Genomic DNA, 24,618 nt, shown 5'->3' on the forward strand with positions numbered 1-24,618 from the left:
TTGCTATTATATCGCTCAAAGCCTTGTTATTGCAGGCTTTGGGCGCATTTCTGGTCGATTGAAGTAACGGATTCAGGATAATGTAATTGCACCTAACGAATCATACCTATATCGGTACCTTTGCAGGGAGGCATCAGATGTTAGTAAGGCAATCGAGATCCGCTTTCATCACTACGCTTTTAGCAGTTTTAAGCTTTACAGGGTGTAGTCAGGGTTACGAAGATTTGGCGGGCGGCGTCAGCGTGGCGTCTGTCGCGACTGGGACGCATGAACAGGCCATTGATGGTCCATTCGAGTTTGATGTCGAGTGGACGACAGTCCGCTTTGAGCGTCCTCTCGTGGTGGATGAAAGTGCCATTCAGGTCTTTGGGATTGCACTCAATCCCAGGCATTACAGACCCAGGACGCTTGCCGATGATGAGAGGGGAGGTGCACAGGAAAGCCTGAGCGAACAAACGCCTTTCGGCATCAAGGCATGGCTTCCCGAGAGAGTGAAGGATGGTAAGGTCATTTACCCTGAAGTAGAGTTGATTACTGCTGAGGGTGAGCGAGTTCGAGTGGGGGTTAATGGGATCACTCACTTCGGGCGGGGGTCGTATTCACCTGTATCCTATAATTTCGGCGTTCTCCCCAAGGCCGGCCGAGGATCAAGGGATGACCAGGCTCGCTTCCCGGTCGAACATCGTTATAGGGCGGTTCGTGTGCGTACCAATGAACCGCTAGAAGCGTACTTTTTGGCTTGGTATAAGATGCCTGAGGATCCCCGTAGCGGCCAGTAGTCCCAGGAGTCAGTCAGGCTGGAGGTGGAAAAAACAGCTCAGCCAGCTTATGGCCGGGGCTGGCTGAGCGCATGAAGGACTCGCCCACCAGGAACGAGTGAATGCCCTGGTGGCGTATGGTGGCCACATCCTCGCGGGTATGGATGCCGCTTTCGGTCACGGTCAGGCGATCGTCCGGGACCTGCTGGTGGAGATCAAAGGTGGTCTCCAGTGAGACCTCGAAGCTGTGCAGGTCGCGGTTGTTGATGCCCAGAAGCGGGCTCTTCACCTGCAGGGCCCGCGCCATCTCCTCGCCGTTGTGGACCTCGACCAGCACGTCCATGCCCAGCTCCCGGGCCACTCCAGCCAAATCCTGCATCTGGGTGGTGGATAGGCAGGCGGCGATCAGCAGGATGCAGTCGGCACCGGCAACGCGGCTTTCATGGATCTGGTACTCGTCCACCATGAAGTCCTTGCGCAGCACCGGCAGAGTGCAGGCCTCCCGGGCCGCGAGCAGATCCGCCTCGGACCCTTGGAAAAAATCCCTGTCGGTGAGCACGGACAGGCAGGCTGCGCCGTGGGCCTCATAATCCCGCGCAATGGCAGCCGGGTCATAGGGATCGCGCAGCACGCCAGCGCTGGGGGAGGCGCGCTTGATCTCGGCGATGACCGCCGGTTCGCCCGCATCCATCCGCTGTTCCAGGGTGGCGGCAAAACCACGCGGTTCTGGCTGTTTGCGCGCTTCGGCGCGGCAATCCTCAAGCGACAGCCGGCCACGACGCTCCGCGATTTCTTCGTGCTTGCGGGCGACGATGCGCTTGAGGACTGTTGGTGTGCCCGTCATCCCTGCTGCTCCATCTGCTGACTCAGGGTGGCGAGCTGTTCCATGCGCTGCAGTGCTGCGCCATTAGCCATGGCGGCGTGGGCTTTTTCGGCGCCGGCCTGAAGGGTGTCGGACAGGTCCGAGGCGTAGAGCGCTGCGCCCGCGTTGAGCGCGATCATGTCGCGCGCCAGGGCGGCACGCTCACGGGGATTGGGGCTCAACGCCTCACGGATCAGGGCCAGTGACTCGCCAGCGTCAGCCACCTGAAGGTCCGTGATGGCCTGGGCTTTAATGCCCATGTCCTCGGGGCGGATGTGATACTCGCTGACCTCGCCGTCCTTCAGCTCCGCCACCCGGGTGCGGCTTGCAAGGCTGATCTCATCCAGGCCGTCCTCAGCATGGACGACGAGGACACGCTCGCTGCCCAGCCGGCGCAGCACTTCCGCCATGGGCACACAGAGATCGCCATTGAATACGCCGATCACCTGGTGTTTCACGCCCGCCGGGTTGGTCATGGGGCCGAGGATGTTGAACAGCGTCCGGATGCCCAGCTCCTTGCGGGGACCCACGGCGTGTTTCATGGCGGTGTGGTGGTTGGGGGCGAACATGAAACCCACGCCCAGCTCGTGCACGCAGCGGCTGATCTGCTCCGGGGCCATGTTCAGGCGCAGCCCGGCCTGGTCAAGCAGGTCCGAGCTGCCGCTGCGCGACGACACGGAGCGGTTGCCATGCTTGGCCACATGGCCGCCGGCGGCGGCGATCACGAAGGTGGCGGCAGTGGAGACGTTGAACAGGTTGGCGCCGTCACCGCCGGTGCCCACAATGTCCACCACATTGGGCACATCCAGCGCGACGCCGGTGGCAAGCTCCCGCATCACCTCCACGGCGCCGGTGATCTCGTCGATGGCTTCGCCCTTCATGCGCAGGCCCACGAGGAAGCCGCCAATCTGGGCATCCGTGGCCTCGCCCTGCATGATGGTGCGCATTACCGCTTTCATGTCCGCGGTGCCCAGGTCCTGTCGCTCTGCCACCTTGGCGATGGCCGTCTGGATGTCCATGGTGCTTTACCCTCGATTCGGCATGTTCAGGAAGTTCTGCAGCAGCTGGTGACCGTGGCGCGTCATGATCGACTCGGGGTGAAACTGCACGCCCTCGATGGCAAGACGACGATGCCGGAGTCCCATGACCTCCTCCATGGAGCTGTCCTCATTCTCGGTCCAGGCGGTGATGGCAAGCTCGTCGCCGGGCCAGTGGGCCTTATCCACAACCAGAGAATGGTAGCGTGTGGCTTCAAACGGGTTGCTCAGCCCGGCGAAAATGCCTTCCTCCTGGTGGTGGATCAGGGAGGTCTTGCCGTGCATCACGTGGCCGGCACGGATGACAGTGCCGCCGAAAACCTGGCCGATGCACTGGTGGCCCAGGCAGACGCCGAGGATGGGCAAACGGCCTGCGAAGCGGCGGACGACCTCCAGCGAGATGCCCGCTTCATCCGGGGAGCAGGGCCCGGGGGAGATCACGATCCGCTCGGGCGCCATGGCCTCGATCTCGTCCACGGTGATGGTGTCGTTGCGGTGCACCACCACATCCGCCCCAAGCTCCCCAAGGTACTGGACCACGTTGTAGGTGAAGGAGTCGTAGTTGTCGATCATTAAAAGCATGCTGTGCTCCCTCTCCGGTCAGTGGTCAAAATCCGTCAGGGCCATGTCGGCGGCCCGGAAGATGGCGCGGCCCTTGTTCTGGGTCTCCTCCCATTCAAGGTTCGGCACGGAGTCCGCTACCACGCCCGCCCCGGCCTGGATGTGCAGGGTGTTGTCCTTGATAACGGCGGTGCGGATGGCGATGGCGGTGTCCATGTTGCCACTCCAGGAGAGATAGCCCACGGCGCCGGCGTAGACGCCGCGTTTCACCGGCTCCAGCTCGTCCAGGATCTCCATGGCGCGGATCTTGGGCGCGCCGCTCAGGGTGCCCGCCGGCAGCGTGGCGCGCAGCACGTCTGTACAGGACAACCCCTCCCGCAGGCGACCGGTGACATTGGAGACGATGTGCATGACGTGGGAATAGCGCTCGATCGTCATGGTGTCAGTGAGGGTGACAGAGCCGGTGTCGCTCACGCGGCCAATGTCGTTACGCCCCAGGTCGATCAGCATCAGGTGTTCAGCACGCTCCTTGGGGTCTGCCAGCAGCTCCTGCTCCAGCGCCTCGTCCGCCTCGCGGGTGGCGCCGCGCTTGCGCGTACCGGCGATGGGGCGGACCGTGACCTCTTCATCTTCCACCCGTGCCAGGATCTCCGGTGAGGAGCCCACAATGTGGAAGTCGTTGAGGTTGAGGAAGTACATGTAGGGTGACGGGTTGAGGCAGCGCAGGGCCCGGTACAGGTTCAGCGGCGGTGCTTCGAAGGCCACCGACATGCGCCGGGACAGCACCGTCTGCATGACGTCGCCCGCCAGTACGTACTCGCGGATCTGCTCGACAGCGGCCTCGAAATCCGCCTGGGTGAAGTCCGAATGGAAATCACGCTCTTCGATGCGATTGCCCGTGTCCTCGGATACGGGGCTGGTGACCCGGGTCTCGCGCAGCTGCTTTTCCAGTTCATCCAGCCGCTGGACGGCGGCCTGATAGCTGCCGGTCTGCGCCGGGCTGGCCTGGACGATCAGGTGCAGCTTGCCCCGCAGGTTGTCGAAGACCACCACCTCGTCGGACACCATCAACAGCACGTCCGGGGTTCCCAGCTCGTCCGGCGGCATGCTGTCGCGCAGCCGGGGTTCGATGAAGCGCACCGTGTCGTAGCCGAAATAGCCCACCAGGCCGCCATTGAACCGGGGCATATCCGGCAGGTCGGGCGAGTGGTAGCGGGCCTGGAAGGCCTCGATATACGCCAGCGGATCCTCGGCGGTCAGGGCTTCGATTACGCCGTCATCGGATTCATGAACCACCTCGTGGCCGTTCACCCGCAGCCGCTCGCGGGCAGGCAAACCGATGATGGAATAGCGGCCCCACTTCTCGCCCCCCTGGACGGATTCCAGCAGATAGGAATAGGGGCCATCGGCCAGCTTGAGATAAGTGCTCAGTGGGGTATCGAGATCGGCATACACTTCCCGGTGGACGGGAATGCGGTTAAAGCCTTCCTCGGCGTAGGCGTCGAACTGTTCGGGCGTCATGGGTCTTTCCTGAAAAAAGCATGGGCATTGGGAAATCGTGGTCCTGGCCACGGGCGCTCAAAGGTGATGCGTCACCATCGCCAGCGCGGATTAGCCCAGCGTGCGGGATGCACGATCAGCGTTGCTTCTTTCAGTCCGGCGGTCACGGCCGCTCTCCCGATGATTGGAACTGGTGCACTAGACTAGCGGACAGAGGTTGCGGAAGCAACCGCCAGGCCCGCCATGAGGGCTCGAATGATACGGATTCTTATTTGCGGTATTCCCCCCTACGCGGCACAATACGCACAGGTTCTATTACCGGCTTCCGGATCCGCGGGCACGGCTATGACAGCATCGGAGCATTCCAGTACAGCAGGGTTTCTGACGTTGGCGGCACGCCTGCACCCCGGGCTCAACGGTCACGCAGGACCCTCCGGCGAGCCCGGATTGGCACATGACGCGGATAATACCGGGGTGGTGGAGGCCGTCCATGCGGTCTGGGAACAGGCCCATCCGGAAGCCGGACAGCCGTATTCGGCGGTACGGACCTGGACGCTGCTCATCTGGCAGCCGGTCTTCCTGGCCGTTCTGGGTGTGCATGGAACCGGCGCTGTAGCGCCGGTTGACCGTCTCTGGCAGCGGGTTGAGCAGGGCATTGTCGCCGGCTTCCGGTTGCCGGAAGCCTGGCCAACGGCGCCGGGCTCGGAAATCGAACGCATCCGCGATGCGGCTGCCCGTCTTCTCAGGGCCAGGGATGGACTGCTGGCGGAGCTGAAACAGGTAACCCGGATCAAGCCACTCATCGCCAACCGCCTGATGGCGGATATCCTTCTGATGGCGCTGCAGCGCATGGCAGCGGGGCTCGACGGGGTGGGTAATGAACGCGTGCAGGCGTGGGGTGAGGCCTGGCTGGCAGCAACCGGGCTGCACGATCAAAGCCGGTTCCTGCCCTTGCAGCTGCCTGATGGGCAGGAGGTGCTGGGGCTGGAGCGCCGTGCCTGTTGCATGCACTACCGGCGGGATGACGGCGCTTATTGTTCATCCTGTCCCAAACTGGCGCATGCCGAACGCACCCGGCGCCAACTGGAGGAGTTGAGCCATGAAGCTGTCACTGTCTGATATCCGGGTCCACCGGGACGGCCGCACCATACTGGGCGTGGATGAGCTTGGGCTGCGGGACGGCGAGTTCACCGCCATTCTGGGCCATAACGGCTCTGGCAAGTCCACGCTGATGCAGGTAATGGCGCGCCAGATGAAGCCCGACGAGGGCATGATCCGCCTTGATGATCAGCCGCTTGATGGTTATGGGCAACGGGAGCTGGCCCGGCGCATGGCCTTCCTGCCCCAGCAGCTTCCCGAGGTGGCGGGGCTGGATGTGCGTGAGCTCGTCCGCCTGGGCCGCTTCCCCTGGCGTGGTCTGGTGCGTCGCTGGCACCGGGACGATGCCTGCGCCGTGGATTGGGCGTTGGAACAGACCGGTATGGCGGATTATGCTACGCACCTGGTCGACGAGCTCTCCGGGGGTGAGCGCCAGCGCGCCTGGATCGCGATGCTGCTGGCCCAGGAGGCGCCGCTATTGTTGCTCGATGAGCCGACTTCGGCACTGGATCTCTCCCACCAGTACGAATGCATGGCGCTGCTGCGCGACCTTAACCAGTCTGCTGGTCGTGGCGTGGCGGTGATCCTGCACGATGTGAATCTGGCGGCGCGTTACGCGGACCGGGTGATCGCGCTCAAGCAGGGCGAGGTGGCTTTTGATGGCACCCCGCAAGCGATGCTTTCGTCCGAGCTGCTTACGATGCTGTACGGCATCGACATCAACCTGATCGCCCAGCCCGGCACACAGCGCCCGGTTGCGGTGGTCGCCTGACAGGAGTTGCCCGCACTCATGGCTCTGCAACTGAAACATTACCTGACCCTGATCCTGGGCATTGGCCTGACGCTTGCCGCTCAGGCGCAGATTACCGTCACCGACAGCCGGGGCGAGCAGACGTTCGAATCGGTCCCTGAGCGCGTGGTGGTTCTGAACTGGTCCATGGCGGAGAACCTGGTGGAGCTTGGCGTTGATCCCGTTGGCGTGGCGGACGTCGCCGGTTACCGCAAGTGGGTGGTGCGCCCACAACTGCCGGGGTCGGTGGCCAATGTGGGTAAGCGCTCGGAACCGAACATGGAGAAGATTGCGTCCCTGGAACCGGACGTCATTGTGCTTTCCACGGACCAGGCCGGGTTGGCCGACAAGATGAGCCGGGTGGCGCCGGTGCTGTTTTTCGATGCGTTCCGCAAGGATCACAGTAACGCTGAAAAGGCACGCTCAATCTTTCTGGAACTGGGCCGGCTCTTCGGCCGCGAGGACAAGGCCCGGCATAAACTCAAGGCGCTGGAAGCCCGTTTGATCTGGCTGCGTGGCCGTATCCGTGATCATTTCGGGGACGAACTGCCCCGGGTGACCAGCGTGGGCTTTGCCAGCCCGACCGTGGTCCGGGTTTTTGGACGCAACAGCATGCCCTGGTACGCCCTTCGCCAGCTGGGCCTGGAATCGGCGATGCCTCAGCCGGCCAGCCAATGGGGGCAGACCCAGAAGGAAGTGGCGGACCTGAATCGGATCGGCGAGGAGGACGTATTGCTTTATTTCAAGCCCACTGTCCTCGCTGGCGATCTGTTGGAGAAGCCGCTCTGGAATGCGCTTCCAGTGGTCCAAGCCGGTCGGGTGGCGCCCATTGAGCCCACCTGGGTCTATGGTGGTGCCATGTCGCTGCGCTACCTGGCCGAGAACATGACGGATGCCCTTCTGACCATTGAGCCCTGATGCAGTCGACCTGGGCCCTGCTGGCAGCGCCGTTGTCCCGCTATGGGGTTGCCCTGGCGGCTGCGCTCGTGCTGGTGGTATGCCACCTGCAGTTCGGCAGCAGCCTGTTGCTGGCCGAACAGTGGCGGTTGGTGACAGGGGGCCAGCCCAGCGGCTTTGATCAGGTCCAGTTCTATTACACAGCCTTGCCGCGTGCCTTGCTTGCCGTCCTCGTGGGGGCGGTGCTTGGCATCGTGGGCAGTCTCCTGCAGCAGGTTACCCGCAACCCACTGGTCTCACCACTAACGGTTGGCGCCTCCTCCGGCGCCTGGCTGGCTCTGGTCTGTGCCAGTGTCTGGCTGCCGGCACTGGCCACCGATGAACGGGCGCTGATCGCCATGGGTGGCGCCATGGCATCGGTTGGGCTTGTCCTGACCATTGCCGGGCGCAACGGCATTGGCGGGTTGCCGGTGGTGCTTGCCGGTATGGCAACCCATCTGCTGATGGGGGCGGCGGCTTCGGCCATCATTCTGCTGAACCAGGAGGCGGCACAGGGTGTCTTCATCTGGGGTGCCGGCAATCTCACCCAGAATGACTGGAACTGGGTCCAATGGCTTTGGCCGCGGCTTCTGGTTGTGCCCTTGATGCTGGTGCTGGCGCCCAGGCCACTGACCTTGATGCGACTCGGGGAGGCCGGCGCACGCGGGCGCGGCTTCAGCTATGGGCCCGTGCTGGTGGTGCTGCTCGTTGGCGCGTTATGGATCCTGGCCAGTAGTATCACCGCTGTCGGGATCATCGGGTTCCTGGGGCTGATCGCGCCCAACATAGCCCGCTCCATGGGGGCGCGCCGGGCTGGAGATGAGCTGGCCTACAGCGCGGTGCTGGGAGCCGGGCTGCTGCTGGCAACGGACTCGCTGGCCCAGGCAGCGGGCGATTGGTTCGGGGAGCTGGTGCCCAGTGGAACGGCTGCCGCCATGGTGGGTGCGCCAGCGCTGGTGGTGTTCGCGCACCGCAAGCTGGGCCATGGAGACCAGACTGCGTTGGCGCTGCCTCAAGGCGCGCGCCAGACGACCTGGTTGACCTGGGTCAGCGCCGTGGTCCTGCTACTGGTGTTGGTTGTCCTGACCCTGACCTATACGCCGGCCACCCCGCTGTCGTTGTCCAGCCTGCCTTTTGCCTGGCCCTCGGAACTGGTCTGGTCGCTGCGTGCGCCGCGCCTTTTGACCGCCTCCGCCGCCGGTGTTGGTATGGCGGTTGCCGGGCTCATTCTTCAGCGCCTGATCCGCAATCCGCTTGCCAGCCCGGATATTCTGGGCATGTCCGCGGGCGCAACACTCGCGCTGGTCATCTTCACCATCTGGACCGGCACCTCCATCTATCACGCCGGGCCGGGCGTGGCGTTTCTGGGCAGTCTGGTGGTGCTCGGCGTTCTTCTGCTCGTAGGGCGGCGCTCCCACTATGCGCCGGGTATCGTGATTCTGGTGGGCATTTCACTCGCGGCCCTGATGGAGGCACTGGTGCATTTCGTGCTGGCCCAGGGCACCCAGAGCGCCCACATCATTCTGGGCTGGCTGTCTGGTTCCACCTACCGGGCCTCCACCGACAGGGCTCTGCTACTGGCGGCTGGCGTGGCGGTCCTGGTCCTGCTGGTTGTGGCGTTGAGCCGATGGCTGACGCTGATCGCCATCGGGGACCCGATGGCTCGGGCCCGAGGGGTCAACGTGGCCCGGGCACGGCTGGTGCTGCTTCTGGTGGTGTGCGCGCTCTGCGCGCTGGTAACCGCCCTGATGGGGCCGGTTGCTTTCGTGGGTCTGCTGGCTCCCCATGTAGCAGCGCTTCTGGGCGCGCGCCGGGTTCGGCCCCAGCTGGCATTGGCGGCCATGGTGGGGATGGGACTGATGACGCTTTCTGATTGGCTGGGCCGGACGCTGCTTTACCCGGACCAGTTGCCGGCCGGTTTGATGGCGGCACTGCTCGGGGGAAGCTACTTCATTTTTCTGTTGACGCGGCGCCGGTTGGGGTAGCACCTGGAAGCAGGAGAAGCTCCCCGGCCATGGCCGGGGAGGGAAGGGCGCTGACCTGGCGTCAGTACTCGATGGTGTAGGAGAGCGAGTAGGTGCGACCACGGCCCTTGAAGTCCGTAACCTCGGGCAGGCCGTAGAACACCTTGGCCCGCTGGCTCCAGACCGTGGTGTACTGGTTATCAAACACGTTGTTGATCCCCAGCGTGAGCTCACCGCCGGCCAGGCTCTGCGTGGCCTGTAGATCAAAGGTGGTATGGCCATCGATCTCGTTGCCCTGGCCATCGTCGATGTCAAAGGCGCGTACTCCCTGGAAGCGGACGCTGGTGTCGGCATTGCCCCACTTAATATGCGCCGTCGTCTTCGGCAGGCTGGCGTCGGTAACGACCTGGTCCTGCCAGTCGCCATTCTGCTTGGTTTCCGACTTGACGTAGTGGCCGGTACCGCCGAGCTGCCACTGACGGGTGATCCGCCAGGTACCGCTGGCTTCCACGCCGTAGGTCCGTACCCGGTTGTCCACGACGTCGATCGTGAAGTCGTCCGTGTTCACGACCGTGTCCTTGTCGGACCAGGTGTAGTAGGTCGCGACTTGGGCATCCCAGTCCGGGGTGTACTGGCGCCACCCGAGCTCCACCTGGTCGGTTTTCAGTGCCGGCAGGTTGTTGTCATCCAGATCCAGATATTCCTGGAGCTGATACTGACCGCCGGGTGCCGCCAGGCTGTAATTCCCCTGGCCCGTGGCCTTGGCCGGGTCCGGGATTTCCATCCCCTGGCTGTAATTGGCCCAGACCTGCTGGTCCTGCGTCAGGTCGTAGATGGCGCCGGCATTGACCAGTGAGACGTTGTAATCGTTTTCACCTCCCGGGATGGCTTCCGCGCCTGTGGCCAATCCGCCCTGAACAAAGGTATTGCCATTGGTGTTAACCACTTTCTGTACGGGCACGATGGACCCGGTTTCCAGGCTGGCATGGCGATAACGCACGCCGGCGCTGAGCTGGAGGCGCTCGGTTGCCTGCCACTCCCCATTGAGGAAGCTCGCGATGCCGTCGACGCGGAAGGAAGGGTAACGGGCGGTGCGGTAGCGCTCGTTCAGCGTCATCAGGCCTGAGTTGAGCGCTTCGCCGCTGTTGAAAATCATCTGGCTGGCGTCAAAGTCTTCCCGGTCAAGGTCGACGCCATAAGTCAGCTGAACGTCCCCAATCTGCTTGACCAGCATGGCCTTGAGCGAGTGCTGCTTGGTGTTCTGTTTGGACGAGCCCACATAGGACAGGTCCACATCCGCGAGTCCCCCAAGGTTACTGCCGGGCGGAAAGGTGCCGTTGTTCCGGTAGTAGCTCAGGGCTGCTTCGTCGCCCTGGTAGGGGAAGCCCTGGAAGCTCATTTCCTCCTGCCTTGAAGACAGCTGCAGGTAGGCGGTATGGCCGAGAAAGTCGGTATCGCGGAATGAAGCATTGACCATATAGCGGTCGGTCTCGGGCGGGCGGTCCGTTGAAAAGCCATTCCGGATCTGTGGGTTGTCCAGTTGTGACAGCCCCTGGCCCAGGTAGAGGCCTTTGCTGCCGTCGAACTTGGAGTTGTAGTACTGCGCGGTCAGGGTGAGGCTCTGGGTCTGGCTGAAATCGAACTCCAGGTTCCCCATCACGTCAACGGTACGGTTGTACTGCAGGTCCGTCTGGGTGATATCCGGCAGGACGGGATCGCCGTTGCCATCGTAGAAGGCGCCGTTATCCTGGCCTGCCACCGCCAGCCGGCCCTTGACGAAGTCAGTGCCGCCGCTGATGGATTGGCCGCCTCTCAGGTCCCGGTCGTTGCTGTTGTTGAAGCCACTGCTCGCACCGATCTCGGTCTCGAAAGACGGCTCACCGGCTTCGCCCTTCTTGGTGATGATGTTGACGATGCCGCCGGTGCTGCCGCCCCCGTAGATGGCCGTGGCGCCGGAGAGCACTTCAATGCGCTTGATGTTGAAGGGGTCGATGCTGTCCAGCTGGCGACTGAGCCCACGGGAGGAATTGAGCGAGACCCCGTCGATCATCACCAGCACGCCGCGTCCGCGCAGTTTTTGGCCGAAATTGGTGCGGTTCTGGGTGCCCAGGTCCATGCCGGGAACCAGGTTGCCCAGCGTGTCCTTGAGGCTTTTGCCACCGTCGAACTGGCGCTGCAGCTCCTCGCCTTCCAGGACCCAGACGGTGCCTGGGACTTCACTGATCTGGGAGGGGGCGCGGTTGCCCACAACCACCATTTCATCCAGGGATCCAATGGATTGCTGGGCCAGTGCCACGGGGGCTGTCCCCATGGCTGCGCCCGTGATGAAGAGAACTGCCAGGGGATTGCGCGACCAACTGCTCAATTGCCGCATAGAAAGACTCCTGATTTTGAGGATTATTCCGGGTCGAGAGATTAACAGAACGCAACAGTAATGCAAATGATTATCACGTTTTATCCTTGAGAAGGCTCAGCAGTGATTCATCCTCATCCGCGTGCCTGGCTGATGGTTCCGTACCGCGCCAGTCGACCAGCTCAACCCCCTCGTTGACCGGGAAAAGTGTCTCCCCCGCCAGGTGGTTGATGATCCGGGCGGAGCGCCAGCACATCAGGCTCATCTGGGGCTCGGCGATGCCGTGGGAATGGCGACCGGCGTTGACGGCATAGATGTGTCGGCCCGGCGGTCCGTCCCAGTGCGCCTGGAAGTCGGCACCCAGCCTGAGCTGGCTGTGGTCGTCCGTCTCCAGCCGTTGTCTCAGCGGTGCGGCGAGATAAGGGGGAAGCTGCCATTCAAAACCGGTGCACAGGATGACGCGGTCGGTCGTTACCGCTTCGCGTGTGTTGGTGAGCCCGTTATGGACCGTCAGTCGGTACGGGGCGGGCCCGCTCATGGTCTCCAGGGTCCGGTGGGGCTGCAGGACAACGCGTGGCGCATCACCACCGGTAATCCGGTTTTCATAGAGCGTCTGGTAGAGCGTTTCCAGAGTGTCGGGCGATATCCCGTCCGCGGCCAGTTTCTGGTCCTGAACCATCGCCAGGCGCTGGGCTTCAGGCAGGTCATGGAAGGTGTTCACGTAGCCCGGCGTGAAATGGTCGTTGGTGAAAGGGGTTTCATCCAGGGGCTGGAAATTCGGACGGCGCGACAGCCAGTGAATGCGCTCGGGCCGGCCCCAGTCTCCTCGAAGAAGGCTCAGAACCACTTCCGCGCCCGATTGGCCACCGCCAACCACGGTCACGCATTGGCCCGTTACATCGGGCTGTCTCAGGGTCATCTCCATGTTGTGGAAGCAGTCATCGCCCCGCCAGGGCTGGCAGGTTTCCGGGATGACGGGCGTCTGGCCGGTGCCCAGGCACAGGTTGCGGGCCTGGATCGGCTCTGCGTGTTCCCGGAGATGGATCTGGAAAAGGTCCCCATCGAAATCGACGTGTTCGATGTTCCTCCCGAAGTGAAGCGTATCCAGGCCGTTCGCCACCCAGGCCATGTAGTCCGCGAACTCCGCGCGGCTGACGGCGGGCAGGTTGGCATTCATGAAGGCATAGAAGCGGCCGTTCTGCACCAGGTAATTCAGGAAGCTGTTGGGGCTCCAGGGCGCGACGCCAGTGACCAGGTCCTTGAGGTAGGAGGTCTGGAGGCGGACGCCGGGCAGCATCATGCCTGGATGCCAGTTGAAATCCGGTTTGCGGTCGAAGAATGCCGCCTGGAGTTGCGGCACTTCCCGCACCAGGGCGGCGATGCTCAGGTTGAACGGGCCGATACCCAGTCCGGCAAGGTCCAATGGGGTATTCATGGCGTCTCTCCAGTCAGTAACGGATTGCTCAGTGGCTCACCCAGTTCGGGGCGGGGACGGTCCGCATGGTCCTCGTAGCCCACACGGAACCGCACCCGGTTAACGCAGACCCGGTCGAGGGTGGGCGTCAGCAGCGGGAACAGCTCGAACCGTTCACTCAGCTCGGGGTGACGCGCCTGATAGGCGCGCAGGCGCTCGGCCAGAAGGCTGTAGAAGTGCGCTTCCGGCAGTGCCAGTTCGTCCTCGACCAGGGGGGAGATGAAGCGCAGGGTCGTGATGAAATGACCGGTAATGAGGTCATGCACCAGATGTTCAGGGGGCAGGCGCGTCAGTCCGTCCACAAGGTGTTTCGGCATGCCCGCCTGTTCGGGCATCGGCTGGTCCGTACAGCGCAGGTCACCATGGAAATCCTTGAGCGCCATGCGTTTCGGCAGGCCGTCTTTCAGGATCAGTCCCAGGTTCTGGCCGTGGGCGACCACGCCGATCCCGTAGGCGCACATCAGGTGATAAAGCGGTATGGTGACGCGCTCGAACAGGTGCGTGAGCCAGACCTCGGGGCTCACTCCGGAATGCCTGATCAGCGCGGCGATCAGGGAGCGCCCCTCACCGTCGCATTGCGCGAGAGCGGCCATCAGCATGGGGTGTTCGCCGGCGTCCGTCTTGCCGGAGAGGCTCTCGCGCCAGACGCTTCCGAGCATCTCGTGGTAGCGATAAGGCGCGCCCGCGATCTGTGACTGCTGGGGATGGGGCACGTGGCTGCCGGCCAGCTCACGTTGGACCTCCAGCCCGGCCTGCAGGAATTCGGTGTCCGCCCGGCTCTGCTCCCACAGCCACTGGGACAGGGCGGGGCCGAGGGCGATGGGGCCTGCAGGGATACCCCGGTAACAGGAGGTGTTCAGGACGGTAAGTGCGAGCTTAACGTCGCAGTTGCCGGGGACGCTGGTATTGGTCAGGGTTCGCAATGACTGCTGGGGGTGGTACCAGTGCCCGTGAACGCCCAGGTCGCGGATCAGGCCCCGGGCCAGGAGTTCGCCATACTGGCTCTGGATCCGGTTGTCCCATTGCCAGGGGTGTACCGGGATCAGGGGCCAGTGTCCGGCGCCCCCGGAGCCCCGGACCAATGCCGCGTGCTCGCTGCTGTCGAGGCATTGCTCAAGGGGCGGCGTTCCCACATGGGCGCCTGCCAGCGAGGGGGCGACCGCCAGCCACCGCAGCCGGAACGGGTTGTTGGCTTCCGGACTGTAGGCTTCAAGGTCGGCCTGGCCCCAGCCCATGCGGCCCCGGTTGGCCAGGAATTTGGGGTGGCCGTCCAGGAGCCCTTCCAGCTCCGGTGCGGGCAGCTCCAGCATCTCGTCGGCGGTGAGCCGGGTCAGACGTGCCAGCTGGATCTGGTCGCCTGCCAGGGTGTTCTGGAGTTCTTCCAGGAAATTGGCGAGTACGATGTCGCTCATGCCCAGGGCGTGCTGGGCATCAATCACCAGTTGGGCGGCATTGGTTGCGGGTTGCCCGTTACGGGTGAGGCTGTTGGGAGCCAGGCGCAGCCACCCCCAACAGCTGCAGCGTGCCCGGAAACCATACTCATGCTCCCCGAGCACCAGCCGGTAGTGGCCGTTGCCGGTGAGCTCCGGGGACAGGCAGCCCTCATAGGCGGTTTCTCCGATGACCTTGGCCATCAGTCGCTGGTTGGCCCGGTGCCAGAGTGTTTGTCCGTCCATTGCGGCGTTCCTGCTAGAGTCGTGTGTCACGGAAGAATCTTTCCCGTTCCGTGGTCACCAGCGCGGCGCGCTTGTGCGGGAAGTCGAACTCGTAGTGCTTGCGCCAGCTGAGGTGGCGCAGTTGGCGGAAAATGGCTTCGTTGGCGGCGTCGGGCTCGCCATAGAGAGTTGTGGTCCGGGGATCGGTCAGGAAGAGGTAATGGCTGATGGTGTTGAGCCACACCGGTGCCTGGCCCTGACCGCAGTAGCGGTCCTCGCCGATCAGCACATGCACGCCCTGGTCAAAGGGGCCGGCATCGCAATAGGGGCCCAGCCGGTCCTCCGGCACGAAATAGGTTTCGAAATAGCCGACCGGATCCCCGTCGGCCTCCAGGATCAGCGGAAAGCTGTTGGCGGCGGCGCGTCGTTCCTCGAGCATGGCATCCAGCCGTTCCCGGCTGAACGGGTATTCCCAGAACCGTGCGACCCGCGGCAGGTTGTGCCAGCGGTGGAAGCGTTCGCCATCGGCTTCAACGGTGGGCGGGCGCAGCTCAAGCACCTTGTCCACACCCGGGTGGTAGCGCCGGTAGAGGGTGGTATCCGGGAGACGGGGGCGGCGGGGATGGACGACTTCTCCCGTCTGTTCGGGGACTTCCGGCATGACCGGCCATAACGACGGCGCCAGCCATGCTTCACGGATCTGGTAGAAGGCGACCCTGCTGATGGAGAGTGTGCCGTCGTCATGAGCCTGCCAGGCCGGGTGCGCCAGTGCGCACAGCTCCGCGATGTCAGCAGTCAGGGCCAGGGAGTCAAGACCGAAACCACTGAACAGCCGGTCAAGCAGGGGATAGACCAGGTGGCTCTCCGGTAGCGGGCCTTCCCAGCCGGTCAGGATCCGGTGGGCTCCCTCGCCGCTCAGTCTCAGTTGCCAGCTCTGGGGTCCGGCTTGCAGGTATGCTTGGTCGCCGCTGGAGCTCAGGGTCAGGTGGACCCTGTGATTACCGTCAAACATGGCACTCGGCCTCCCTATAAAGTGGATTCGTCAGGGCGTGGTAGATGGAAAAGACGTCATCCAGTGTGTTTTCGTTCAACGCCCGGAGCGTGCACAGGAAATTGCCCTTGGCGTAGAGCTCCCGGCTTTCAAGCAGGTAGCGGATGGCACGGTCGTCCGGGGGCTGTTCGGCCAGGCGGGCCTGCAACCAGTCGCGCAGCGTCCGGATCAGGTCGGTCTCACTGGCAAGCCGGCCCGCCGCCAGTGACGCGATAACGTTGAAGGTGGCATTGATGAAGAGGTAATAGCAGAACAGCTGGATGCCGAGTTCGTCCGGCAGAAGGTTCTCACTGTCTTCGGCCAGGTTGCCCAGTTCATCGCCCAGGCGTTGGGGTGCCAGGCTGGTGAACCCCGTGCCCTGGCAGTCCCGGAAGAACAGCGTCTCGGGCCAGACCCCGTTCAGGCCCAGAACCAGGTTCTGCTGGTGGGCGCCGAACAGGATGCCGAATTGCGATTGCGCCTCCAGTAGCGGCGCTACGGCCACGTCGAGAAAGCGCCGGAACCAGTCGCGCGTGGCGCTGGCATCCAGCCCCGCCTGGCGGAGCCGTTGCGAGAGGCGTGACTCACCGCTGCGGGGGTCATCCTGGAGCAGGGTGGCGAGCACTTCCGTGTTGCTGGTCCTGTTGCCGCGGAAGGGGTTATCCCGCCAGACAACCAGGGTTTCCGGCAGGGGCTGGCCCTCGCTTCCCCGGATACCGGCGGCGATGGGTTCGCGCAACACCTCAAAAGCGGGCCTGTTCCGGAGCCATTCCCGGACCGGGCCGCTATCCAGAACGCGGCAGAGCTCGGCGCCGCGCACCACTTCTTCCGGCTGCAGGTGGCGCCGGGAATTGGTGAGCCAGACACTCAGCGAGAACTTCAGCATCCAGGGGGCTGACTCGCAGTAGATGGCTCTTAATGACGACGTGGCCCGCCAGTGGGCGGCGCCCTCGCCCAGGTAACAGAGGCTGCCGGCATCGCGCAGCGGTGCCAGGGCAGCGGAGGCCTGCCACTGGCGATGCTGGAACGGGTGGCATGGAAGCAGGCAGTGGCCGCTGGGCAGGCGTGCCCGCATGTGATCGGCGGCCGGCTCCGTTTCGAGAAGGGCGTCAACGCCATGGGTTGGATCCAGACCTTCTGTGTCGCGATGGAACAGGTGGTCCCGGGCGACGCTGTACCAGGCCAGGGGAAAATGGCCACCGTATTCCGGCGCATAGCGCCGGGCGTCCTCGTTGTCCATGTTGCCCCTGTCCTTGGGGCAGGGGTGAATGGAGTGGCCGCTGAAAAGCGCTTGTTCCGCTTCCAGAAAGGTCAGTGGTTCCCGGAACAGGTGATCCAGCTGAGGTTCCCGGTGTGGCTGGGCGGCGGCCAGGTTCTGTCGGCTTGCATGGACTCTCTGTTTCAATGCCTCAAGCGCGCCTGCCGAGGTTTCCTGCCGCAGCGGCTCAAGAGCCATGCACCATTCCACGGCCTGTTCAAAGGTGACTGGCCGGTGTTCGCCCTGATGGTCGAGCAGCAGGGGGGCGGCCAACAGGTGGCGGCCGGTCCGGGCCCTGAAGCGACAGGGGATGAGCAGCGCTGTATTGTCGGGCCCGGGGATCTCGAAATGACCCTGGCCCGCAATCGGGGCGCTGGCGTTGAGGGCGCCTGGTTCGTGGTAGCGTGCCAGGGGCCATTCCCGGATCAGGGCGTTGAAGAACGCGTTCAGTGAAGGGTCATGGGGCATGACGGAACTCGGTTACGATGCCAATAGTTAGGCTTAATGTATTAGCGAATAAGAATCGTTGTCAATTAATAGTTCAGGAGTGTTAGCGTCGAATGCAGATCGGATTAAAGACCCTGACCCTTCTTTTCGCCATCGGATTCGGGGCCTGGTACTGGTGGCGTGCCCTGGGCACCAAGGAGCTGGCGCTCCAGGTGGCGCGGCGGGCCTGTGAGCGCGCGGATGTGGACCTGCTGGACCAGAGCGTCTGCCTGAGCGGACTGGGGGTGCAGAGAGACCGACAGGGGCGGCTACGACTTCGGCGGACCTTCAGTTTCGATTTTACCGCCACCGGTGAAGGGCGTTACCGGGGGCGGCTGGTGTTGCTGGGGCAGCGAACCGAGTCGGTGGCGTTCGAGCCCCACCGCTTCTGATCAGGTCATGTCCGGGGCTGGCAGGTCCAGAAGGTAACGCTCGCCGTTCAAGGCCTGATCCAGCCGGTCCGCGAGGATGGCCAGGGTCCCGTCATGCTCTCCCGCAAGACGCGTTATCCGGGTTTCCAGGCCCGGGTTGCGGGTTTCAGCTTGCTCGCAGATAGTGACCACGTCCCCGTCCACCCCAGCGTGTTTCCCCGGCGACAGGAACAGCATGGAAACAATGACAGGGCCCTCGCTGAACCCGGGCGCATCAAGCAGGTTCTCGAGCAGGGGCTCGTTGAACCGGTATTCGTCCCCCTCCCGCCGCTCCATCGAAGCCGGCGTCACGCTGCGGACCCGCCCCTCCATCAGTGCCGCCACCTGACCGGCCAGAACGTTGCGCACGGCCGTCACCTCCGGGATGGGGCTGCCATGGTCGGCAAGTACCACGGCGGGTCTGGTTCCCGCCGGGAGTTGCTGGAGCTGTTCCTCAATGCCATCGCGCAGCACGCGCGCCAGCCTCAGGTCCGTGGGCGCCTGGAGATCGACCAGCGGCGAGGCGACCCGGACGTGGACGTTGGGGTGTGAGGCCTGCATCTCGCCCAGGCGCTCCGGGAGGTAACCGCTGAGGGCCCGGCTGGGGCCGAAGAAGAAGGGCAGGACCACCATGTTCGTAACGCCCGCCTCGGCCCGCCAATGAGCAGCCGGGCCGAGCGTGGAGGCGGCAATACCGTCCAGTTGGTCCGCTGGTACCTTGTTGGAATGCAGTAGTGAACGGGCTTCTACTGGCATGCCGGTTTGATCACCAAGAGCACTGGCAACACGCCTCAGGTTCAGGGTGGCGTCAGGCCGCAGGGAGCCGTTGTCGACGAGGAAAACGTGGGTCATGACTGCTCCAGGAAAGGGGTTTGCTCCGGTAATACGGACGCGGAGCGGGCCTTGATCACCCTCCATTTTACAGGATCTTTGAACCGGACAGGGCGGCTAGGGGTGAGAATGCTTTACATGCGGCACAATAAAAAGAATAATTCGCATTCCTTTATAATGATCCCCCGCAACCCATCCCGGATGAGGAGACCCTGTCTTGAAACACCGGAGCATCGCCGCACGCGCTCGCATTATGCCGCTGGCACTGGCAACGTCACTGGCTCCGTTGTCGCTGGCGGTACAGGCGCAGTCAGAAACCAGCATGAGCATTGATCCGGTTGTCGTTTCCGCAACGCGGAACGAAACCTCGGTGTCGGAAACGGCCCGATCCGTGACTGTACTGGATGAGCAACAACTGGATGAGCAGGCGCGGGTCAGCCGGAACCTGAATGACATCCTGGCGCAAACGGTGCCGGGCCTTGGGCCGAGTACCGAGGGGACCACCAACTACGGCCAGACGCTGCGGGGCCGCAAGTTCCTGGTCCTGATTGACGGCATCCCGCAGTCGACGCCTCTGCGTGACGCCTCCCGCGGTCTTAACAGCATCTCCGCCTCAGCTATTGAGCGTGTTGAGGTCATCCGTGGCGGTACCGCGATCTATGGTTTTGGGGCCAAGGGCGGTGTTATCAACGTCATCACCAAGCAGGCCAGCGATGAGGCGGTAGCCGGTTATTCCCAGGCTGGCGCGCGCTTTTCCACCGAGCACTTTGATGAGTCCCTGGACTATGAGACAGAACACCGTGTCAGCGGTACCCAGGGCAACTGGGATTATGTGCTGTCCGGCTCTTTCGTGGAACGCGGGGGCCGGTTTGACGCTGACGGGGACCGAATCCCTCCCGGTGGCCCAGGAGGCACCCAGGGCGGGTTTGCGGATACGACGGAATACAACGTGCTCGCCAAGACCGGTCTGGACTTTGATGGAGGCGATCAGCGCATCGAGCTGATGCTCAATGAATTCAACAATGAACAGGATTCAGACCATACGTTCGGCTTTGCAGAGGGAGGCAGCAAAACCCCGGCGGTACCGTTGGAGGAAGCGCCCACCCAGGCCGTGCCGGTTATTGACCCGGAACAGGATTTCACGTCGGCGAAAGTCACCTATTCCCATCAGTCCATCGCCGGCAGTTCCCTGAAGGCGGATGTTTATTACGGGGATTCCCGTCAGGCATTTCCCAAATACTACTACCCGGGTGCCGGTCCCTATCCCCAGAGTGCCATTGAATCCGAAAAGCTCGGGGTGAGGACCTCGGTCACGACCCCGCTGGATGAGCTGACGGCGGGCGCCAGCCTCACCTGGGGTGTTGATTACCTGTCTGACGAGACAGAGTCCCGCAACTATGACCAGAGCGGTGAGGTACCCGCGACCTCGCCCGCCATGGACCAGGACGCCTTTGCGGGCTACGCCCAACTGGAGGTTCCGCTGGGGGAGGTGGCCGTCGTGCGAAGCGGCCTGCGTTACGAGGACATCAGCGTCGATACGGACACGGTTGATCCCAACGGCAACGGCCACCGCGTCGAGGCCGGGACCCTGGATTATTCCGAGCCGCTGTTCAACCTGGGGGCGGTGTTCTACGTCTCGGAGAGTACGGATGTCTTTGCCAGCTATTCCCAGGGCTTTTCCATCGCGGATGTCGGCCGTGTGCTTCGGGATGCCGGCCCCTATCCCGGAACCCAGGGCTACTCGGAACAGACCTTCCAGGCCGGCCAGTTTGAGTCGGAAGCTGAGAAGGTGGACAACTACGAACTCGGGACGCGTTACAGCAATGGCAGTCTGGGCGCCACTGCTGCCGTGTTCTACAGCACCTCCAATGGCGGGACCACCTTTGACAGTAATCTGAACATCCAGAAGAACGAGGAAGACGTCTGGGGGGTTGAGAGTGCTGTCGACTATGGTGTGACGTCCGCGACGACGATCGGGGGCACACTGACCTGGTCCGAAGGGCTGAGGGACACGGCCGACGGCGGACGCGAGCGACTGCCGGGCACACGGATCGCGCCGCTGAAGGTAACGGGCTATCTGGAAGACGAGACCCTGAACGGCTGGCATAACCGGCTCCAGTTCACCCATATCGGCAGCCGGGACCAGTTTGAAGGCTCAACGGCCTTCGGTGAGGGCGAAGTGGAGAGCTACACCGTCGTGGATTATGTCGCCCGCATTGACGCTGGGCCCGGGGAGGCAACGCTGTCCGTCCGGAACCTGTTGAACAAGGACTACTATCCGGCGATCAGCCAGGCGTATTACCAGATTGACTCGTCCAGAAGCGCCACCAGCCGGGTGAAGGGCCAGGGCCGGACCATGGGCGTTGGTTACTCCGTTCACTGGTAGTGTCCAGCGCCTGCTGGCGCTATGCTGATTGCTTTCCACTGAACCGGGGTAACGGCCATGGATGAAGCAATTGGCGCTGAGGGACTGGTGAAGCAGTTCGGTGCCACCCGGGCGCTCGATGGTATTGACCTGAGCGTGCCGCGTGGCACCGTTCAGGGTCTTTTGGGCCCCAACGGGGCTGGCAAGACCACTGCTGTCCGGATTCTGGCGACCCTGCTTGCGCCGGATGCCGGGCAGGCGCGGGTGGATGGGTACGATGTGGTCACTGAGGCCGCCACGGTGCGTTCGCGTATCGGGCTCACCGGCCAGTACGCCTCCGTGGATGAAAAGCTCACCGGTCGCGAGAACCTGATCCTGATTGCCCGCCTTCTGGGTTTCCCGCGACGGGATGCCCGCTCAAGGGCGGGCGAGCTGCTGGCGGCGTTTGGTCTTGAGGATGCGGCTCACCGGCCAGTCCAGACCTATTCCGGCGGTATGCGCAGGCGCCTGGACCTGGCGGCCAGCCTGGTTGGACGCCCACCTATTCTGTTCCTGGACGAGCCAACCACAGGGCTCGACCCGCGTGCCCGCCTGGAGCTATGGAACCTGATCCGCGAACTTGTGGCCGAGGGCACCACCGTCCTCCTGACGACCCAGTACCTGGAGGAGGCCGACAGCCTTGCGGATAAGATCGTTGTGCTCGACCAGGGCCGCGTTATCGCCAGTGGCGCCCCGGAACAGCTCAAGGCGCGTGTGGGAGGGCAGACCCTGGCAATGGCGTTCCAGCATAGAGCGGATCGGGAGCTCGCCCGGTCTGTTGTCACTGGCATTGTGGGCCGCACGCCCGAAGTGGACGGTGTCCGGTTGCGGGTTCCGATCAGTGACCCGGCTCTGGTGCCCGCTGTCGTCCGGCGCCTGGACGAGGCCGGCATCGTGGCCCGGGAGCTGACGTTGCGCGGCGCCAGCCTGGATGATGTCTTCCTCACGCTGACCGGCCGCCATACCGATGTCGAGACCCCGGAACAGGCTCCAGAGGTGGCCCCGTGAACAGCCTCCAGCAGACCCTGACCCTGGCATGGCGCACCCTCTTGCAGCTGCGCCGCAACCCCTGGGAGCTGATGGATTTCAGCATTCAGCCGGTGCTGTTCCTGCTTTTGTTCCTCTACGTTTTCGGGGGTGCGGTTGCCGGCTCCACGGCGGCCTACCTGGACTTCATCCTGCCTGGCGTGATCGTGATGAATCTGGTCTTTGTCACCGTCTATGTGGGCCATGGGCTCAACACGGACCTGACCCGGGGCGTTTTCGACCGTTTTCGCGCTCTGCCCATTGCGCGGTGGGCGCCGCTGGCGGGGCGTATCCTGGCGGACATGGTCAAGCAGGCGTGGTGCGTTGTGCTGTTGCTTGCGGTTGGCTTTCTGTTGGGGTTCCGGGTGGAGGCGCCACTGGGTGGTGTCCTGGTGATGCTGGCGTTGCTCCTGGTCTTCGCCTTCGCCATGTCCTGGGTCATGGTCCTGGTCGGGGTTCTCGCCCGGGATCCGGAGCACGTTCAGCTTTTCGGATTCACCGCGCTGTTCCCTGTGACTTTTCTGAGCAACGTCTTTGTGCCCATGGAGACGCTGCCGCCATTTGTCCAACAAGTGGTGGCAGCCAACCCGGTCTCCCTGCTTTCGGAGGCGGCGCGCGGGCTGCTCAGTGGCGGCCGCGTGCTGGAGCCCGCGCTGTGGTCACTGGTTTGGGCCGGCGTCATTACCCTGCTATTCGCGCCGCTATCGCTCTGGGCGCTGAACCGGCGCCTGGCGCGCGCCTGATGGCGGCTTACAGCAGCTGCGTCAGATCATCGACCAGCTGGTCCGGTCCGTAATCCGCCACAGGTGTGCCCTGGCTGTAGCCATAGGTTACCGCCACGCTGGGGACCCCAAGGTTGCGGGCCCCCACGATATCCGACTCGGAGTCGCCGATCATCCAAGTGCTCTCAGCAGTCGTGCCGAGCCGGTCCAGTGCCAGCTTTAAGTGACCCGCTGCCGGTTTGCGGATAACGGTGCCGTGGTGGTCCATCAAGCTGTCCCCACTGACCGTGGCCCCGAAGAAGGGGGCAAGCTCGAGACGCTCCAGAAGGGGAAGGGTGAACTCGGTGGGTTTGTTGGTGACAATGGCCAGCCGGCAGCCCCGGGCTCGCGCCGTTTCGAGAAAACGCATCACGCCGGGATAGAGGCGACTGTGGTGACCATTGCAGCTGTGGTAGGCCCGGAAGAAGAGGGATTCCGCCCGTTCCAGGAGCTCCGCCTCCGCAGAAACAGAGTCGCCAAACGCATCGGCCAGAGCCCGTTCCACCAGCTTGCGGGCCCCATTGCCCACCCAGAGGCGGGTCTTTTCAAGCCCGGCAGCCGGGCGTTCCAGTTCCGCCAGCATGGCATCCACGGCGGCCGCCAGGTCCGGAGCGCTGTCCACCAGGGTGCCGTCCAGGTCGAGTAGCAGCGTGTCAGGCAGTGTCTGTGTTTTCAGGTTGAACACCTCCCCATCCGTATTGGTCGGCGGTCGCGCCCGTTCACATGGTCTCCGTCTTTTACGGAGAGCGCGCGTGCTCGATCTGCTGGCGCATGGCCTGAATCACGCTGGCGTAATCGTCCTTCCTGAAGATGGCGGAGCCGGCCACAAAGGTATCCGCCCCGGCTGCCGCAACCTCGCCAATATTCTCCTCCTTGATGCCGCCATCCACCTCCAGGCGGATGGCGCGACCGTAGGCATCGATCTTCCGGCGGGCCGCGCCCAGTTTGTCCAGGGTGCCCGGGATGAAGGACTGGCCACCGAAACCGGGGTTCACGGACATCAGCAGGATCATGTCCAGCTTGTCCATCACGTAATCCATGTAATGCAGCGGCGTGGCCGGATTGAAGACCAGCCCTGCCTTGAGCCCGGCGTCCTTGATCAGTTGCAGGGAACGATCAATGTGCTCTGACGCTTCCGGGTGAAAGGTGATGTAGCTGGCGCCGGCGTCGATGAACATGCGGATCAGGTCATCCACCGGCTTCACCATCAGGTGGACGTCGATGGGCGCGGTCACGCCATTGTTGCGCAGGGCCTCGCAGACCATGGGGCCGATGGTGAGGTTGGGCACGTAGTGATTGTCCATCACATCGAAATGGACCATGTCCGCGCCCGCGGCCAGGACGTTGTCGGTTTCCTCCCCCAGCCGTGCGAAATCGGCGGAGAGGATGGAGGGCGCAATCAGTGGTTCGTTCATGGGAGGATC

The 24,618-nt window shown here is 63.5% G+C and carries 21 protein-coding genes; 9 read left to right on the top strand and 12 right to left on the bottom strand.

The window, feature by feature from the left end:
- The first annotated feature begins 137 nt into the window (after nt 1-137).
- Complete coding sequence (locus AC1RQI_RS11800) at nt 138-779, top strand: hypothetical protein (RefSeq protein WP_481904932.1); 642 nt, start codon at nt 138-140, stop codon at nt 777-779.
- Between the two features lie 13 nt (nt 780-792).
- Here AC1RQI_RS11800 and trpC read toward each other — a convergent pair whose 3' ends face one another.
- Genes trpC through trpE form a run of 4 tightly spaced genes read right to left on the bottom strand, consistent with a single transcriptional unit; the run spans nt 793 to nt 4,739 of the window.
- Nucleotides 793-1,602, bottom strand: coding sequence for an indole-3-glycerol phosphate synthase TrpC (trpC, locus tag AC1RQI_RS11805; protein WP_481904933.1), 810 nt, complete (start codon nt 1,600-1,602; stop codon nt 793-795).
- The gene (gene trpD / locus AC1RQI_RS11810) at nt 1,599-2,639 is read right to left on the bottom strand and encodes an anthranilate phosphoribosyltransferase (RefSeq protein ID WP_481904934.1); all 1,041 of its coding nucleotides are present in this window, start codon (nt 2,637-2,639) and stop codon (nt 1,599-1,601) included. Before trpD ends, trpC begins: the two co-directional genes overlap by 4 nt.
- A 6-nt stretch (nt 2,640-2,645) precedes the next feature.
- The gene (locus tag AC1RQI_RS11815) at nt 2,646-3,239 is read right to left on the bottom strand and encodes an anthranilate synthase component II (RefSeq protein WP_481904935.1); all 594 of its coding nucleotides are present in this window, start codon (nt 3,237-3,239) and stop codon (nt 2,646-2,648) included.
- Between the two features lie 18 nt (nt 3,240-3,257).
- The gene (trpE, locus tag AC1RQI_RS11820; protein ID WP_416633202.1) at nt 3,258-4,739 is read right to left on the bottom strand and encodes an anthranilate synthase component I; all 1,482 of its coding nucleotides are present in this window, start codon (nt 4,737-4,739) and stop codon (nt 3,258-3,260) included.
- A gap of 324 nt (nt 4,740-5,063) precedes the next feature.
- On the opposite strand from trpE, the gene AC1RQI_RS11825 reads away from it, so the two are divergent.
- The 4 genes from AC1RQI_RS11825 to fhuB are packed head-to-tail and all read left to right on the top strand — an operon-like array spanning nt 5,064 to nt 9,527.
- Nucleotides 5,064-5,837 (top strand): siderophore ferric iron reductase, encoded by a 774-nt coding sequence (locus AC1RQI_RS11825; protein ID WP_481904936.1) that lies wholly within the window; start codon nt 5,064-5,066, stop codon nt 5,835-5,837.
- The gene (locus tag AC1RQI_RS11830; RefSeq protein WP_416633204.1) at nt 5,818-6,588 is read left to right on the top strand and encodes an ABC transporter ATP-binding protein; all 771 of its coding nucleotides are present in this window, start codon (nt 5,818-5,820) and stop codon (nt 6,586-6,588) included. Before AC1RQI_RS11825 ends, AC1RQI_RS11830 begins: the two co-directional genes overlap by 20 nt.
- An 18-nt stretch (nt 6,589-6,606) precedes the next feature.
- Nucleotides 6,607-7,524 (top strand): ABC transporter substrate-binding protein, encoded by a 918-nt coding sequence (locus AC1RQI_RS11835; protein ID WP_481904937.1) that lies wholly within the window; start codon nt 6,607-6,609, stop codon nt 7,522-7,524.
- Complete coding sequence (gene fhuB, locus AC1RQI_RS11840; protein WP_481904938.1) at nt 7,524-9,527, top strand: Fe(3+)-hydroxamate ABC transporter permease FhuB; 2,004 nt, start codon at nt 7,524-7,526, stop codon at nt 9,525-9,527. The genes AC1RQI_RS11835 and fhuB overlap by 1 nt, the downstream gene beginning before the upstream one ends.
- 61 nt (nt 9,528-9,588) lie before the next feature.
- Here fhuB and AC1RQI_RS11845 read toward each other — a convergent pair whose 3' ends face one another.
- The 5 genes from AC1RQI_RS11845 to AC1RQI_RS11865 form a co-directional block, all read right to left on the bottom strand.
- Entirely contained in the window at nt 9,589-11,880 is a 2,292-nt protein-coding gene (locus AC1RQI_RS11845; protein ID WP_481904939.1) for a TonB-dependent receptor, read from the bottom strand.
- 73 nt (nt 11,881-11,953) lie between these two features.
- Nucleotides 11,954-13,294 carry a lysine N(6)-hydroxylase/L-ornithine N(5)-oxygenase family protein gene (locus AC1RQI_RS11850; protein WP_481904940.1) on the bottom strand — a complete coding sequence of 447 codons (1,341 nt, stop codon included), beginning with the start codon at nt 13,292-13,294 and terminating at the stop codon, nt 11,954-11,956.
- On the bottom strand, nt 13,291-15,009 hold the full coding sequence (locus tag AC1RQI_RS11855) for an IucA/IucC family protein (RefSeq protein WP_481904941.1): 1,719 nt from the start codon (nt 15,007-15,009) through the stop codon (nt 13,291-13,293). Before AC1RQI_RS11855 ends, AC1RQI_RS11850 begins: the two co-directional genes overlap by 4 nt.
- 13 nt (nt 15,010-15,022) lie before the next feature.
- A complete protein-coding gene (locus AC1RQI_RS11860; protein WP_481904942.1) occupies nt 15,023-16,000 on the bottom strand; it encodes a GNAT family N-acetyltransferase in 978 nt (325 codons plus the stop codon).
- On the bottom strand, nt 15,993-17,744 hold the full coding sequence (locus tag AC1RQI_RS11865) for an IucA/IucC family protein (RefSeq protein ID WP_481904943.1): 1,752 nt from the start codon (nt 17,742-17,744) through the stop codon (nt 15,993-15,995). The genes AC1RQI_RS11860 and AC1RQI_RS11865 overlap by 8 nt, the downstream gene beginning before the upstream one ends.
- A 92-nt stretch (nt 17,745-17,836) precedes the next feature.
- Between AC1RQI_RS11865 and AC1RQI_RS11870 the strand changes: the two genes are divergently transcribed.
- Nucleotides 17,837-18,154 carry a DUF3301 domain-containing protein gene (locus AC1RQI_RS11870; RefSeq protein ID WP_416633214.1) on the top strand — a complete coding sequence of 106 codons (318 nt, stop codon included), beginning with the start codon at nt 17,837-17,839 and terminating at the stop codon, nt 18,152-18,154.
- Here AC1RQI_RS11870 and AC1RQI_RS11875 read toward each other — a convergent pair whose 3' ends face one another.
- Nucleotides 18,155-19,024: a sirohydrochlorin chelatase gene (locus AC1RQI_RS11875; protein WP_481904944.1), complete on the bottom strand. Its 870-nt coding sequence runs from the start codon at nt 19,022-19,024 to the stop codon at nt 18,155-18,157.
- A 196-nt stretch (nt 19,025-19,220) separates the two neighbouring features.
- Here AC1RQI_RS11875 and AC1RQI_RS11880 point away from each other — a divergent pair, with 196 nt between their 5' ends.
- Genes AC1RQI_RS11880 through AC1RQI_RS11890 form a run of 3 tightly spaced genes read left to right on the top strand, consistent with a single transcriptional unit; the run spans nt 19,221 to nt 23,176 of the window.
- On the top strand, nt 19,221-21,389 hold the full coding sequence (locus AC1RQI_RS11880) for a TonB-dependent receptor (protein WP_481904945.1): 2,169 nt from the start codon (nt 19,221-19,223) through the stop codon (nt 21,387-21,389).
- Nucleotides 21,390-21,446: 57 nt separating this feature from the next.
- The gene (locus AC1RQI_RS11885) at nt 21,447-22,415 is read left to right on the top strand and encodes an ATP-binding cassette domain-containing protein (protein ID WP_481904946.1); all 969 of its coding nucleotides are present in this window, start codon (nt 21,447-21,449) and stop codon (nt 22,413-22,415) included.
- The gene (locus AC1RQI_RS11890) at nt 22,412-23,176 is read left to right on the top strand and encodes an ABC transporter permease (protein WP_481904947.1); all 765 of its coding nucleotides are present in this window, start codon (nt 22,412-22,414) and stop codon (nt 23,174-23,176) included. The genes AC1RQI_RS11885 and AC1RQI_RS11890 overlap by 4 nt, the downstream gene beginning before the upstream one ends.
- Before the next feature lie 7 nt (nt 23,177-23,183).
- Here the strand turns inward: AC1RQI_RS11890 and gph are convergent, their stop codons facing one another.
- Together gph and rpe are read right to left on the bottom strand one after the other, a co-directional pair.
- The gene (gph, locus tag AC1RQI_RS11895; protein WP_481904948.1) at nt 23,184-23,879 is read right to left on the bottom strand and encodes a phosphoglycolate phosphatase; all 696 of its coding nucleotides are present in this window, start codon (nt 23,877-23,879) and stop codon (nt 23,184-23,186) included.
- Nucleotides 23,880-23,931: 52 nt separating this feature from the next.
- The gene (gene rpe, locus AC1RQI_RS11900; protein WP_416633222.1) at nt 23,932-24,609 is read right to left on the bottom strand and encodes a ribulose-phosphate 3-epimerase; all 678 of its coding nucleotides are present in this window, start codon (nt 24,607-24,609) and stop codon (nt 23,932-23,934) included.
- Between the last annotated feature and the right edge of the window lie 9 nt (nt 24,610-24,618).

This window comes from Salicola sp. AFF1 (assembly GCF_056783195.1).